The 15,184-nt window shown below is 70.5% G+C and carries 9 protein-coding genes and 1 pseudogene; all 10 read right to left on the bottom strand.

All coding sequences use genetic code 11. The features are described 5' to 3' along the window. Position 1 precedes the first annotated feature (1 nt). The 10 genes and pseudogenes from BW730_RS18330 to BW730_RS16455 all read right to left on the bottom strand — a co-directional run bounded on the left by BW730_RS18330 (position 2) and on the right by BW730_RS16455 (position 15,155). A complete protein-coding gene (locus BW730_RS18330; RefSeq protein ID WP_145952937.1) occupies positions 2 to 460 on the bottom strand; it encodes a hypothetical protein in 459 nt (152 codons plus the stop codon). A gap of 314 nt (positions 461 to 774) precedes the next feature. After that, a pseudogene (locus tag BW730_RS20440) lies at positions 775 to 1,047 on the bottom strand (RDD family protein); the annotation flags it as partial. 162 nt (positions 1,048 to 1,209) lie between these two features. Continuing rightward, complete coding sequence (locus tag BW730_RS16490; protein WP_077687219.1) at positions 1,210 to 1,611, bottom strand: VOC family protein; 402 nt, start codon at positions 1,609 to 1,611, stop codon at positions 1,210 to 1,212. A gap of 26 nt (positions 1,612 to 1,637) precedes the next feature. After that, positions 1,638 to 3,932 (bottom strand): transglutaminase-like domain-containing protein, encoded by a 2,295-nt coding sequence (locus tag BW730_RS16485; RefSeq protein WP_145952936.1) that lies wholly within the window; start codon positions 3,930 to 3,932, stop codon positions 1,638 to 1,640. Next, entirely contained in the window at positions 3,929 to 5,167 is a 1,239-nt protein-coding gene (locus BW730_RS16480) for a DUF58 domain-containing protein (protein WP_145952935.1), read from the bottom strand. Before BW730_RS16480 ends, BW730_RS16485 begins: the two co-directional genes overlap by 4 nt. Next, entirely contained in the window at positions 5,167 to 6,132 is a 966-nt protein-coding gene (locus tag BW730_RS16475) for an AAA family ATPase (protein ID WP_077687216.1), read from the bottom strand. The genes BW730_RS16480 and BW730_RS16475 overlap by 1 nt, the downstream gene beginning before the upstream one ends. Positions 6,133 to 6,152: 20 nt before the next feature. Beyond that, a complete protein-coding gene (locus BW730_RS16470) occupies positions 6,153 to 12,317 on the bottom strand; it encodes an Ig-like domain-containing protein (protein WP_145952934.1) in 6,165 nt (2,054 codons plus the stop codon). Between the two features lie 24 nt (positions 12,318 to 12,341). Further along, positions 12,342 to 12,623, bottom strand: a complete 282-nt coding sequence (locus BW730_RS18705) for an FHA domain-containing protein (RefSeq protein ID WP_158522712.1) — start codon at positions 12,621 to 12,623, stop codon at positions 12,342 to 12,344. Beyond that, positions 12,604 to 13,845 (bottom strand): hypothetical protein, encoded by a 1,242-nt coding sequence (locus BW730_RS18700; protein ID WP_158522711.1) that lies wholly within the window; start codon positions 13,843 to 13,845, stop codon positions 12,604 to 12,606. Before BW730_RS18700 ends, BW730_RS18705 begins: the two co-directional genes overlap by 20 nt. A 197-nt stretch (positions 13,846 to 14,042) precedes the next feature. Continuing rightward, on the bottom strand, positions 14,043 to 15,155 hold the full coding sequence (locus BW730_RS16455; RefSeq protein WP_077687212.1) for a MalY/PatB family protein: 1,113 nt from the start codon (positions 15,153 to 15,155) through the stop codon (positions 14,043 to 14,045). Between the last annotated feature and the right edge of the window lie 29 nt (positions 15,156 to 15,184).

Genomic DNA, 15,184 nt, shown 5'->3' with positions numbered 1-15,184 from the left:
CTCAGTTCGACCTCGCGGCCGTCGTCGAGGCGGACGTACCAGCCCTCGTCGCCTTCCCGCTGCCCGGCCGGGGGAGCTTCGCGATGCGGGTGCCCTCATCGTCGTCGACCTCGCCGAAGTCGCGCGGTCGGACCCGCACCTTGCGGGACGGCTCGATGACGGAGGAGGCGGACGGGATCGGGATCCAGTTCTGCTGCGGGCGCGTCGGGGACACCAGAGGCTGCTGCTCGGGCTCCGGGGCGCTCCACTGCTGCGGCATCGGGGCGCCCGGGGCCGACGACTGTGGGGCGGGCTGCCATTCGGCGGGCGGCTGCTGAGCCGGCTGACCCCACTGCTGCTGGCCAGTCTGGGGGCCCTGCTGCTGGGGTCCCTGCTGCTGGGGAGCCTGCTGAGGTGCGGGCGACCAACCGCCACCCGACGGCGGCTGCCACGGCGCCTGGGACCCCGAGGGCTGTCCCATCGGCTGCTGAGGCTGCTGCGCCTGCCACTGCTGCTGGGGGCCTGCTGCGGTTGCAGCGGCTCGGACTGGACGCCGGGCAGCCAGTCGGGGGCCGCAGCCTGCTGCTCGCCGCCCCACTGCGTCGACGTCCCAGCCTGCGGGCTGAACGTGCTTGCCAGATGCGGCGGGAGGCCGACGGTGCTGGTGGCGGCGGGCTTGCGGGTCTGCGCCGTCGACTTCGCCTCGGTGTGCTTCGGCTCAACCATCACCGACCCGCCGACCATGTCGTGCCACCCCTGGCGGCGCTCATGGATGACGAGGAAGATCAGCAGCGCGATGCCACCGACGCCGGTGCCCATCAGCGCCCCGAAGACGAGTTGACGCAGGAAGAAGCGCCACCAGCCGATCGGCTCACCGTCCTTCAGGGAGACCAACCGCAGGCCCATCATGCGGGCGCCGATGCCCGCGCCGCGCGTCGCGTAGGCCCACCACTGGTACAGCGCATAGCCGGCGGTCAACACAGCCGCGCCGATGATGATGATGAGCCCGGTGGCCGCGGAGGAGACGGTGCCGCGGAACAGCAGGAAGGCGACGACGTAGACGAGCACGATCGGCAGGGCGTCGATCAGCGCGGCAAGGAACCGTTTGCCCAGGCCGGCGACGACCACGCCACGCGGAATCAGTCGACTCACGTGCTTCCTCCTCCAGAGGTTCAGGTACAGCGGCCCAGCCTACCGCCGAGTGGTTCGCAGGAGCGCCTCAGTTCGCCGTCACTGCTGCCCCTCGTAGCCGATCAGCCAGTGCAGCCCGAACCGGTCGATCACCTGCCCGTCCGAGGCACCCCACGGCTTCGGCCCGAGCGGGTCGACCACGGTCCCGCCGTCGGCGAGCGCGTCGAACCAGCGGTGCAGGACCTCCGGCTCGGCCGTGCCGAGGAGGGCGAGCATCAGCCCATGCATCGAGACGCCCGGCTGCCCGGGCGCCGCGTCGGAGCCGCCGATTCGCACCGGGCCGTCGACCTCGCCGTGCGCGATCGCCTCGGGCGGGCCGTCGGTGCGGTTGAACTCGGCGAGCGTGTACATCTCCGCCCGGCCTCCGAACACCGACGCGTAGAACGTCAGCGCCTCCCTCGCGTTGCCCGGGAAGGTGACGTACGGCTGCGGCGCTGTCATGGGACCACCCTAACCAGGCCCGGTCCTCAACGAATCCGTCGGAAGGATTTGGTCGACAGGTGCGACACGACCCAGCGCAGCCAGTTCACGGAGCGCCGCATGCCCCGCTTCACCGGGGACGTGGCTGCCCAGTAGTCCTTCGCGCGGCCCTCGCTCGGCTCCCCGGGCGCGAAGACGAGCCAGTCGGCCTCCTTCGCAAGGGAGATCGGGTCGCTGGCGTCGCGCAGGTTGCGGAAGTCCTCCTTGAAGGCCTCCGCCTGCTCGGAGCGGGTCGCAGACACCGAGGGCGACCTGCCGACGTCGCGGGCCCTGTCGACCAGTTCGGACCACGCCCCCGCGATCCGGTTCGCGACGACGGGATCGTTCCTGCGGCGCGACCTGCGTCTGGCCTTGAGGCCGACGATCAGCACGATCGGCAACACGATGGTCAGCAGCGGGATGCCGGTCAGCAGCGCCACCGCCCCCACCCGCGCCCAGTCAATCTGGTTCTGGTCCTCGGGTGCGTCGCCCGTCGCGATCGGCACCTGGTCGTCCGGCGGGGGCACCTCAGGGCGCAACGGCGGCGGGGGCGGGTTCTCGACGAAGGGCTGCTGCTCCGGCGGCTTGTGCTCCTCGTCCTTGGGGAGGATCCGATCCTCGGGCGGAGTCGGGTCGAACGTCACCCAGCCAAGGTCGTCGAGCAACACCTCCGTCCACGCGCCGACCTGGGCGCCGGAGATGGTCTGGGTGCCGCCGACGCGGTAGCCGTAGATGACGCGGGCGGGCATGCCGAGTTCGCGTGCCATCAGCGCCATCGCGACGGCGTACTGCTCGTGGTCGCCGACCAGGTTCTGCGACTCGAACAAGGTGATGAGCCTTCGCTCCGAGTGGCCGGGCAGCGACTCGGCCTCGTCGGCCTGCCCGTGGCTGAAGTAGCCCTCCCGAAGCGCCGCCTCGAGTTTGAGGGCGGCCGAGCCCGCGGTCGCCTCGTCACCCGCGATGGCCTGCGCCCGGCTGAGCACGATCTCGGGCACGTTGCTGCTCGCGGGCAGCGAGTACGTGCCCGCGTGCGCCGCGGCGATCTTGGCGTCGTCAGGCCGTTCGGGGATCACGGCCTGCAGCGAGTAACTGTCGCCGCCCTGCAGGACGGCGGTGTCGATGCCAGTGCCGGACGAGCGGTTGTAGAAGAAGTTCTCCCCGAGCGCGATGCGGCGCGACCCGTGGAACTCGATGCTCGTGGTGCGCCCGATGGTGGGGGTCCACGCCGACCGGTAGTCCTTGAGCGTGACGGTGGCGTCGACCGGGGTGCCGTCCGTGTCGTCGGCGATCCACTGGCCGACGCGGGTGAAGGTGGTGGCATCGACGGCGCTGTCATCCAGGGAGGACACGTCGTAGCTCAGCCCGTCGTAGCGGTCGAGGGTCGCGACCCGCAGGATCTCGTCCTTCTGCGCGCCGACCACCGTCATCAGGGTGTCCTCGCGGTGCTCCGTGATGTTGGCGCGGTAGGCCTGCAGCGGCGAGGAATACTGCTGCAGGTCGATGGGCGGCTCGATGGCGGCGCGGATCGTGTCACGCTGTGCGGCGCCAGCGATCAGCGGCACCAGCGTCGCCGCGAGCAGCCCGGCGACCGCGAGCGTCGCGGCAGCGAGCAGGGCCCGCAGCGGGCGGAACCTGCCCGTGGCGCTCGACAGCGAGCCGCGCACCAGGAAGCGCCGGTACGTCGTCCAGATCAGCACGACAAGGAAGAACCCGACGCCGACCACGACGGGCCGGAACGCGACCTGCGAGCCGACGAGCACGCCGATCAGGTAGCCGACGGCGGGCGGGATCCAGGCGAGCATCGGAAGCCGGGAGCGCAGCGAGACCAGCATGCCCGTCAGCCCTGCGACCAGCCCGATCAGGCCAGGCACGGTGAGCAGGTTGAAGGTCTCGCCGATCGGCGGGTCGAGCGTCAGCATGTCCCGCCACGCCGTCACGGGACCGACAAGCAGCCCGAAGAGCGTGCGGGGCGTCGGCACCACGGCGGCGACCGTCGACGACGGCATCGCGAGGAGTCCGCCGAACAGGAACCAGGCGAGCAGCGCGAGCGCGGCCGTGACGGCGACGCCGAACCTGCGCAGCGTCGAGAGCACCGCGAGGCCGATGCCGACCGCCCCGAATCCGAGCACGGTCACGAACAGCCAGCCGGTGCCGTAGACGGGGAAGAACGCGAGCGCGGTCAGGGCCAGCAGCGCGAGCAGCGCCGCTGCGTCGACGCCGAGCCAGAGCGCCTTCCCCTTGGGCGTGGTGGTCGCGAAGGAGCTGTTGTCGACCGCGGACACCCCACGCCTCGCCCCGCTCATTCCATCGCCTTTCGCATCGCCCGGGGCAGGTCCTCCAACCGGCCGAGCTGCACCGCGGTGACGTTGCCCGCCGACCGGACCCGCAGCTCGGCGCCTGACGCGATCCGGACCCCGACGACCCGCGCGTCGACGTCGAAGCGCCCGCACGCCTGCCGCAGGGTCGCGAGGCTGGTGCTCGAGCCGGTCACGACGAACACCACCGACGAGTTCGGGGCGCGTCGGATGGTGGAGTGCACCAGGTCGGCGATCCCGCCGCGGGTGGTGAGCTGGACGAGCGACAGCTCGTCGAGGGTGCGGCCGGGCGTGACGGCGACCAGGGTCTCGCGGGAGGTGAGCAGCGCGAGCGGGGACTCGGAGTAGAGGGTCTGGAGCGCGACGGAGCCGGCGGCGGAGACGCCGAGCTCGAACTCCTCCTCGTCGAGATAGGCGGAGCGGCCGGTGTCGAGGCAGACGGCGACCCGCGACATCCGCGACTCCTCGAACTGGCGCACCATCAGTCGCCCGGTGCGGGCGGTCGAGCGCCAGTGGACGTGGCGGCGGTCGTCGCCCGCGACGTAGGGGCGGAGCGCGTGGAAGTTCATGTCGGAGGACGACAGGTGCGAGCTGGCGTGCCCCTCCAGGTCGTGCACGAAGCCGGTCTGCCTGCCGGGCAGCGACACCGTGACGGGGTGGACGTAGAGTTCGAGTTCCTCGGTCCAGCGGGTCTCGCGGCCGGTCAGCGCGAACGGGTCGCCCTGCACCGAGCGGGCGGGGCCGACGGTGATCAGGCCACGGCGCGACGTCGGGATCCGGAACTCCTCGCTTGTGATCTCGCCCGCGCGCAGGCTGGGCAGCGAGAAGCTTGCGTTGTTCTCCCCGACGGGGAGGTCGAGCCGGGCGCCCCAGTTGCGTCGGGTCGCGGCGTTGCGCACGTGCAGCAGGCCGGCTGCCCGCTCCCCGACGACGACCGAGCGGCCCGTCAGTTGGATCCAGGCCTCGAGCTTCGGCTTGCCGATCGTGAACAGCACGCACAGCGCCAGCGTCGCGACGGCAAGGATGCCGACGACGCTGAACTCGAGCCAGCCGAACACGAGGCCGAGAGCGAGGCTCGCGGCGCCGCCGAGCAGCGCGATCCAACCTGCGGTGCGGATTCCCGTCACGTCGCACAGGCGGGCGTACGCGCTCCGGAGGCCCTGGGTCGTCGGCGGATCGACGGCTTCCGGGGCCTCCCAGCGTGGCTCGACGGCGGTGGACATCAAGCGGGCTGGCGCTCGGTCGGCGGAGGAACGGAGCCGACGACCTCGGCCATCACGTCGACGGCCTGCACGCCGTTGAACTCGGCCTCGGGGTCGAGGATCAGGCGGTGCGCAAGGCAGGCGATGGCGAGCATCTTGATGTCGTCAGGGACGACGAAGTGGCGGCCGAGCGAGGCGGCCCACACGCGCGAGGCACGGACCAGGGCAAGCGCGCCGCGGATCGACACGCCGAGCCGGACGTCGTCGAGCGTGCGGGTCGCGGCGGTGAGCCGGGCGATGTAGTCGAAGACCGACGACTCGATGTGCACCGAGGCGGCCAACTGGCTCATCTCGGCGACCTGGGAGGTGGAGATGACGGCGGGCAGCGCCGTCGAGCGCGGCCGGCTTCCGCCCGTCGCGAGGATCCGCATGGTGGCCTCGTGATCGGGGTAGCCGAGGGTGGTCTTCATCAGGAAGCGGTCCAACTGCGCCTCGGGCAGCCGGTAGGTGCCCGCCTGCTCGATGGGGTTCTGGGTCGCGATCACCATGAACGGCTGGCCGACGTTGTAGGACTGGCCGTCGACGGTGACGCGGGACTCCTCCATCACCTCGAGCAGCGCCGACTGTGTCTTCGGGGAGGCGCGGTTGATCTCGTCCGCCAGCACGATCGAGGCGAAGATCGGGCCCTGGTGGAACTCGAACTCGCCGGTCTTCTGGTCGTAGATCGTCACGCCCGTCACGTCGGAGGGGAGCAGGTCGGGGGTGAACTGGATGCGCGAGTTGGTGCCCTGCACCGACTGCGCGATGGCGCGCGCGAGCGTCGTCTTTCCGGTGCCGGGGTAGTCCTCGAGGAGCAGATGCCCCTCGGCGAGCATGCACGTCACGGCGAGCCGGATGGCCTCCGGCTTGCCCATGATGACGCGCTCGACGTTGCCCACCACATTGGCGAAGTTCTCCGCGAACCACCGGGCTTGTTCTGGATTCATTGCTGTCTTGGTTCCTCGTGTCAGGCGTTGAAGGTCTTGGCGACCCCGTTGATGTTGCAGGAGATCTTCGCGGAGGTGGCCGGCTCGGTCGTCGGGCCCTCCGGGGCGGGGGTGGGGATCGGGACGGTGGCGCCGTCGGCGAAGGCGACGACGCCGTTGGCGGCGGGCGCCTCCCTCCCGGCGGTTCCCCCGTTGGGGCCCTTGAACTCGATCACGCAGGAGCCGGACTGCGCGTAGGGGAACCGGAAGTTCAGCACGCCAGCGTTGCTCATGGCCGGCTTCGTGACCGGCTCGAGGGTCACGGCGTAGTTGCCGCTTCCGCTGTCGCCGTACTTCCAGTAGATCTTCGTCTCGCCGCCCGCGTCGACGGTCAACGGCAGGTTCTTGCTGTAGCTGTTGCACTTGCTGCCGGTCGTGGTGCAGAACGAGTAGCCGCCGAACTCCCACCCCGCGTTGGTGAGGATGGAGTCGTCGAAGTCGAGGTGGACCTCGTCCGGCAAGCGGAGGCTCCTGCTGACGATCTTCGGCGCCGGGGGCTTGGCCGACTTCGGCATCACGTCGGCCTTCGCCTCCGAGGAGGTCAGGCCGTCGAGTTGGATCCTGAAGCGAACCGAGTACTTCTCACCGTTGGTGAGCCCGCTGATCGACCCGTTGAACGAGTTCCACGGGCCGCCGCTGACGGAGGACTCGAAGGTGGCCGGCGTGCCGGAGACGTTGTGTTCGAGCTTGAAGCTTGCCGAGCCGTCGCCGGGGGTCGCCGTCACCTTGGTGATCCGCGGCTGCGGGTAGGCGATCTGGTAGTCGCCGGTCGATCCGACGGTCCCCGTCTCCGGGCCGCGGTTGACGGCCTGGATGGTGAACTTGGTCGGCTCGAGGCCGACCCCGCCGACCCGCACGGTGTGGCTGGGGGCGCCGGTCGCGGTGACCTCGACGGGGCTGGCGTTGCCCTTGCCCGACTTGGTGACGGGGATCACGATGTACTTCTTCACGGAGTCGCCACGCGCGTCGACCCCACCGGTGGTGAAGGTGACCTCGAAGGCCCCGCCGATGTCGTCGTTGATGGGCTTGGCGACCGGGGCGGTGTCGCCCGTCGGCGTGCCGGACGGGTACTCCGGCTCCGAGGCCTCTGACGGGTTGGACGCCTTTCCGCTCTCGTTCCGGGCGACCACGGTGAACTGGTACACCGTGCCGTTGGCGAGGCCCTTCCAGGTGTAGCTGCGCGCCCGCGGGTCGTTGAGGGTGACGGTCTCGCTCTTGCCGCCTCCGGTGCGGATCAGGTCATACTGCGTGATGGGGCTGCCGCCGTTGGGCGAGGAGTACAGCCGGTCGTGGCGCCAGGAGACGGTCAGCTCGCTGTCCGCGTAGCTGACGGTGGGCTTCGACGGCGGGTCGGGCACCGCGTCGGGCGTGAACGCGGCCGAGAGGCCCGACTCCTCAGAGTCGCCCACCTCGTTGGTCTCGTGCACCGAGATCTGCCAGGCGACGCCGTTCTTCAGCCCGGAGACGGTGCAGGTGTTGGCCGCGCACGGCGCCGACCTGCTCGCCTGGCCCGCGGCGTGTGCCGTCGCGACCGCGCCGAGGATCTTGGAGCCTCCGTCGCCGGTCGAGCGGTACTGGACGCTGACCTGGCCGTCGAGGATCTCCCCCGGGTTGGACGCGAACGGCGTCGACGGGGTGCCCGGCTTGTCGCGCACCTCCGCGACGATCTGGCCGGTGACCTGGCGGTTCGGGTCGCCGGTGGCGTCGTTGACGGTGTAGTTGGCGGTGAACGGGCCGTGCCTGCCCTTCTCGAGCGAGACCTTCACCACGCCCTTGCCCTGGTCGACGCTGACGCTGCCGCCGGAACCGGTGGCGCGGGCGTCGACGAGGGTCAGGGTCTTGTCGCCGAGCAGGTGCGAGGTGTCGTTGTCGAGGGGTCGCACCTCGTAGGTGCCGCCTGCGACGGCAAGGGGGATCACGTCCTCCTTGACGGTCACCGTCGGTCGGACCGACGCGGTCACCTCGATCCGGATCATGAAGTCGCGCTCGCCCTCGCGGCCGTCCATCACGGTGCCACGGAGTTCCTTGTAGCTGCCCGGCTTCGCCTTCTCCGGCGCGCTGGCGGTCAACGTGTTTGCGCTGTAGGACCACTCGACCATGGCGTCGCCGCCGGCCTCCTGCGGTTGGCCCTTGATGACCATCGAGTTGGGATCGCCGTCGGGGTCGCGGAACAGGCTCAACAGGTTCAGGCTGCGCTTCTCCTCGCCCGCGCCCACTTCGAGGCGGGGGTTGCGGACCTGCAACTCGGGTGGCTGGTTGACGTCCTCCTTGGACCCGTCGCCGTCCGCGGAGCCGCCCGTGGTGGCAGGCTTGACCTGGACGGGAAGCGAGACGACCGCCGTCTTGCCCGTCTTGTCGTTGGGGTTGGCGACCTTGTCCTGGACCTCGAACACCAGCGACGCAGGGCCGGAGAACTTCGGGTCGGCCACGTACTGGATCTTCGACTCGCCGACCGGGACCACCTCGGCGTTGGGGGCCCAGATGTGGTCGGCCGTGGTGAGGCGCACCTGGCGGGACTTGGTGCCTGCTACCAGTTCGTTGATGTCGTAGATGGACGGCTGACCCGCGGTCGGCTCGAGGGGCACGTCCGGGTTCTTGGCCGCCGGGATGAGGTTGTTGGTGCCTGGCACCGTGACGACGCCGTTGGCGCGCTTGCCGTCGCCGTCGATCAGCACGTAGCGGACCTGCTGCAGTTCCTCGCGCACCGGGATCGTCAGCAGCTTGCCCGCCTCGTCGACGCGGGCGCCGTCCTCGTCGTCCTTCGGCGGGTCGGCGACCTCGACGCGCAGGTCCTCCTTCGGCCCGTCCGGGTCGTAGTCGTTGGCCAACGGGTCGACCTTCACGAACCGGTTCTCCAGCAGGCTCGACAGGGGCACCGAGTCGTCGCGGGCGACCGGGGCGAGGTTGGGGGCGTCCTCGTCGACCTCGACGAGCAACTGGCCGTAGGACTGCTCGCCGCGGCTGTCCTGCACGGAGTAGGCGCCCGCATAGGTGCCCGGCTCCTCCGGCGCCGTGAATCGGATCTCGCGGTCGTCGACGATCTCGGCCTTGATCCCTGCGTCCATCTCGATGGGCGCCCCGGGGGTGTAGCCGATCGCGTCACCGTCGGCGTCGAAGTCGTTGTCGATCGCGGAGATCTGGACGGGTCGGCCGGGCCGCACCGTGATGGAGTCGCGCATCGCGACGGGCTTGGAGTTGTCCTTGCTGAGCGGCGCGACGCCGACCCGGACCTCGCCGATGCCCCGCTCGCCGTGCGCGTCGACGACCTCGTAGCTGAACGTGTCGGTGCCGCGGGCTCCCTCGAAGGCCTCGTAGGCGAGGTACTCCTCGCCGACGCTCGTGACGCGGCCGAGCAGCGGGCCGGTCGCGAGCCCGACGAGCCGGACGGCGTCGCCGTTGGCGTCGATGCCGCTGAGCGGGATCGGGATTCGGGTCTCGGTGCCCGCGAGCACGCGCTCGACGACAGGGGTGGGCGCGGGCGCGACGTTGGTGGCGTCCTCCGGGACCACCTCGACGGAGATGGTGCTCGGCGCGAGCGAGCCGCGCGAGTCGACCGCCGAATAGCCGATGGTGCTGACACCCGCGGGGGTGCCTGCGGGAACGCTGATCCTGACGCGGTCCTCGTCGATCCAGGCGCGGTCCTTGAACGGGTTGTCGCTCAGCTCGCCGAGGTGCAGGTCGAGCCCGACCGGGGACGTGTCATTGACGAGCGGGTTGACGCTCGCGGTGCTGCCAGCCCTGATCCGGATCTGGTCGGGCACCGGGATGGGCGTCGCCGAGCCGGTGTCGGTCGGCACGACCGTGATCTTGCCCTCGACCGGGTTCTGGCCGTTGGAGATCCAGTACGTGAACGTGACGGGCTTGCTGAGGTCGTGCTTGGCGCGGATCGTCATCCGGTGCCTGCGCTCCATGACGACCTCGAGCGAGTCGGGCGCATCGTAGGTCTGCACGACGAGCACGTCGCCGTTCGGGTCGGTGTCGTTGAGGAGCGGGTCGAGCACCACGGTGCCGCCGAGCGGCAGCAGCGCCACGTCCTGCGCCGCCACCGGGAGCCCGGTGACGCGGTCGCCGCGAACGTCGATGCGGACGACACCGGTGGCGGTCTGCCCGTCGACGACGGTGTAGGTGGCGTAGTAGGTGCCTGCCTTCTGCGCGGTGAACGTGAAGGTCTTCTCCCGGTAGTTGGCGTCCAACTTGCAGTCGGCGCAGTCGTCGGGCGCGGTGACCTCGGAGAGGGTGGGTCGCGTCACCTGGTCGTTGGCGAGCGGTTCGACCTGCACCGCCGAGCCGACCTTGGTCGTCACATAGTCGCCGTACGCGATGGGGGCGACGGGGTCCTCGGTCACGTTGAGGATCAGCTCGTCGGTTGTCTCCGCCACGGAGTCCGACACCGTGATGTTGACCTTCTTCGGCCCGGTCGACTTGCCGACGTCGATGAACTCGATGCTGCCGTCGGGCGTGAACGTCAGGATGTCCTCGGAGCCCTGCTCGAGCCAGGCGTTCTTCAGCATCAGCGGGTCGCCGTCGGGATCGCGCCAGTCGAGCAGCACTCGCTTGGTGAGCTTGGAGCCGGAGGTGACGTCGACCGGCTTGTGCCCTCCCGGCCGCTCCGACTTGCGCGGCGCGCTGTTGCCGTTGGGCGCCGTGATGTCGGCAGGCATCACCCGGACGACCGCCGTCGCGGTGTCGGTGCCCTTTCGTCCGTCGCTGATCGTGTACTCGAAGGTGAACTGGTCGACCTTCACGTCGGGCGAGATGGAGATCTGGAGGCCCGCCCCGTCGCGCACCGGCTGCAGCGTCGCGCCGTCGAGCTTGGTGGAGGTGGTGATCGTCAGCACGTCGCCGTCGGGATCGGTGTCGTTGTCGAGGATGTTGAGAACCGTCGAGGTGCCGGCCCGCGCTCCGAGGGTGTCGTCGTTGGCGATCGGCCTGCGGTTGTCCTTGCTGCGGTCGGGGGCGACGTCGATCTCGGTGCCCTCCTGGTTGGTCTCGTCGTCCTCCTGCTTCGGCATCACCATGTCCCAGTCCTCGGGGCGGATGATGAACATGTCCTTGTCGACCATCCAGACGGTGCCGTTGGCCTGGTCGTTGAGGGTGACGACGCCCCGGTTGGCCTGGAAGGTGAGCATGTCGCCGTCGGAGGTGATCTCCAAGATGTCCGCGCGCTGCGCCTCCTGCCCGACGCACTTGCGCACGAACACTCCCCTGTCGCCACCGACGCCCGCGCCGTAGACGCAGTCGCCGACCTGGATCGGGGTGACGGGGTTGAGGTCGATGCGCGAGGAGAGCGACACCTGGCCGTCTGTGGTGACGGCGTTGAGGCCCGCGACGTTGGCGTAGATCGCCTTGATGCCGTCGTCGCCCTTGAGCGCGCTCGGGGCGGGGGCCATCAGCTTTGCGCCCTCAGCCTCGGAGACGGGGAACGCCTGGCTTGCGCCCTCGACCCAGATCCGCGACGACGAGTGGTCGAGCACGACCGCCCTGTCTCCGACCGCAGAGATGCTGACGATGGCGTCAGGTTCGAGCGTGAACGGCAGCGCGACGGTGGCGGTGCCGTCCTCGGTGGCGCGCACAAGGGCCGACTTCTCCAGGTCGAGCCCGATCACGTCGCCGTCGGTGGTGAGGGTCGCGAGCCCGCCGTCGCCGACCTCTAGCTGCGGCTTCGACTTCTCGAAGTCGAGGCTGAGCATCTCGTCGACGCCGCCCGACCAGATCGCGCCTGACTCGGCGCCGACCACGAGCAGCCGGTCGCCGACCAGTTGGACCCGCGCGTTGGCGGGGAGTTGGGTGGTGGCGCCGGTGATGTTGCGGGCGGCGTCGTAGGGAACAAGCGATGAGGACTGCGGAAGGAAGAGCAGCACCTGGTCGCCCGACTGGAGCACCTCGGTGCGCGGGTCGCCGATGGGCGCCGCGTTCGAGAGTTGCTTGATCTGTGAGTTGAGTGCGCCGACGAGTTCCGTGTCCCGCTTGATCGCGTACACGTTGCCCTCATCGAGGCGCACATCGGCCTCGACCAGCCCCGGGCTGAGGTACGCGGCGACGCCGAGCGCCACCGCGAGCAGGCCGATCAGCAGCCCCTGCCACGACCGGCGCAAGAACCGGCCGAGCAGGCGCAACGGCCGCGCTGTCGTCTTCTCCCCCGACACTCATCCCCTCCTGACGTGTCTTGCTCAGCCGCGGGGCGGCTCGATCCGCAGGGACACGCCATCGCCCAGGTCGAGCACGGTACCGAGCTCCACCTGGACCGAGGCCCCATCCCGCAGAGTGAAGGGCGCCTCGCCCTGTGGCAGGACCGTTGTCCCGTTGGTCGAGTGCAGGTCGGTGACGTGCACGTTCCAGTCCCGCGTCGTGACGAGCAGGTGGTTGCGCGAGATGTCGCTGCTCGGGCTGGCGACCCGCAGCAGGTAGGACCCCGACGGGCCCTTCCCCGCGTCAGGGGCGCGGCCGATCACGACGCCGTCGATGACGTCGACGAAGTCGCCGTGGTTGGTGTGGACGCCCGCGAGCAGGGGTCGACGGATCAGGCGCGGATTGGACGAGTCGACCGGCGCCTGGCAGATGCGGCACGCACGGGAGCCGGGCGCGTTGGCGTGGCCGTTGGTGCACGGGACGGCGAGCACCTGCGGATCCTGACGCGGCTCGTTCTGCGGGGCAGGCTTGTGGGTCGCGGCGAGGCCCGTCGAGAAGATGGTGCCGCCCGCGTCGTCGTCGACCTCCCCGAGGGTCGGGGGAACCACAACGGGCGCGGGGCGCTGGGGCGCGAGGCCGACGGGGCACCGACCGGCGGCGCGACCGGCACCTCGGGGCCACCGGGGGCACCCCCGGCACCTCCGGCGCGATGGGCGCGGCGATGAGGCCGCCCGGGTCGGTGGAGTCGTTCATGCCGACCTCGTCGCCGAGGCCGGGGAACTCCGGGGCGTCCTCGTGCCGGGGCTCGACGGGGCTCTCCTGCTCGGCGGCGGGCTCGGCGGGCTCGGCCGGCTCGTCGATCGCGGCGAGCAGCGACGGGTCGCTCAGGGCGTCGGTGTCGGTCGGGTGGTCCAGGTCGAAGCCGCCCTCGGGCTGCTCCTCGGCAGCGAGTTCCGGCTCGGCCGCCCGCTCGGGCTCCACGATCGGCTCCTGCTCGACCGGCGGGTCCACTGGCTGCTCCGCCTCGACGTCGGGCTCGGGCGCCTGCTCTGCCTCAGCCTCCGGTGCCTCCGGGGCCTCCACATCGGCGACCTCGGCGGCGTCAGCAACGAAGGGTGCCGCCTCGACGGCGGCTGGCGCGACCCGCTGCCTGGGGCGGACCCCGAGCACCGGCATCTTGGGGAGCACGCCCAACTGCTCGTAACTGGGGAACCGGACGAGGGCCTCGGGGTCGGTGGTCAGGTAGACGGCGGAGACGGAGGCGGCCCCCACCACCATGGGCAGTTGGAGGACCTCGTCGTCGTCGACGGGCTCCAGGTCGATGCGCAGGTGACGCTCCCCGCCGAGGCTCGCCTCGTTCCAGGTGACGGTGCCGTTGCCTTCCAGCGCGACCTCGCCGCTGTCGGTGTCGATCACGCGGACCCGGCCACGGGTGAGGCCGTGCAGGCCGTTGCTGTCCCAGAAGAACGCGCCGAAGTCGGGCATCGCGTCGAGCCCGACCTCGCCTGCCAGCTTCAGCAGCCCGTCGACCGACTGCGCCGACACGATGTCGGTCCAGAGGTCGTTGATCAGCTTGGAGGCCCGCGCGGGGCGGGCAGCATGACGACGAGCATCGTCGGGCCAGCGAGCACCAGCCAGTTACCCGGGGTGTACGTGACTCTCCAGGCTGCCATGGGTAGCGTCATCTGGTCCTCCTCAGAGTGGGCACTATGGGCAAGGTTACGAGGTGCCCGGCTCGTTTCCTAGCCGTCGCGGTGTTGGACGGACGCGGCCATCCGCCGCACGGCCTCCGCGATGATGTCACGGGAGGTGGCCAGGTTGACCCGGACGAAGGACGTTGCCCGGGGCGCGAACTCGGCTCCGAAGTTGAACCGGACCCGCCCGACCCGATGGAAATGCTCGCCGGGATTCGCCAACCCGAGGGGCGCGCAGTCGAGCCACGCGAGGTAGGTGCCGTCGGAGGGTACGTAGGACAGTTGCGGCAGGTGCTCGGCGAGTTGCTCCGCGAAGAACACCTTGTTCGCGGCGATCTCGTCGGCCGCCTCCGCCAACCATCCGCGACCGCCCGTGAGGGCGGCCGAGTGCGCGAGCACCCCGAAGTAGGAGGCCCCGTCGGAGACCATCGGCCGCAGCCGGGAGCGGATCCCGACATCGCCGATGATCAGGCCGGCCTTCAGCGCGGCCAGGTTGAACGACTTGGACGCTGAGGTGACCACGACGGCGTTGTCGGCGCCCGCCACGTCGAGGTAGGGCACGTGCGCCGCACCCGCGAGCGGGGCGTGGATCTCGTCGGAGATGACGGCCACGTCGTGACGGTCGGCCAGTTCGGCGATCCGCTCCAGTTCCTCGCGGGTGTGGACGGTGCCGACGGGGTTGTGCGGCGAGCACAGCAGGTAGGCGGCGGGCCGGTCGCGATGGAACGCGATCTCCAGGGCGTTGAGGTCGAGCCGTCCGTCGCGCATCGGGACCTCGACGATGCGTCGGTCGTGCGCGACGCCGCGGAAGGGCGGATAGATGGGCGGGTTGATGACGACGCCGTCGCCCGGCTCGGAGACCGCCTCCAGCGCGTCGCGCATGCCGGTGACGACGTCGGTGGCGAGCGTCGCGTCGGACGGGTCGAGCTCCCAGCCCCACTGCCAGCGGGCGTAGTCGGCCATCGCCTCCTGGTAGGTGGGAAGCTCCGGGTAGCCGGTGTCCCCGAGCCGCAGCGCCTCCTCGAGCCGGTCGCGGACGGCGGGCGCCAGGCGGGCGTCCATCTCGGCCACGAACAGGGGAAGCACGTCAGGTTCGAAGCGGCGCCACTTGATGCTGCCGCGCTCGCGCAACTCGGACAGGGGCACGTCGAAGATGGCCATGGCGCCATCTTGGCACCTGCGAGGGAGTT

The organism is Tessaracoccus aquimaris (genome assembly GCF_001997345.1).
In the GTDB taxonomy this organism is placed as follows: Bacteria; Actinomycetota; Actinomycetes; order Propionibacteriales; family Propionibacteriaceae; genus Arachnia; species Arachnia aquimaris.
The sequence above is the reverse complement of the archived record's forward strand: the minus strand, read 5'-3'. Positions and strand labels throughout refer to the sequence as shown.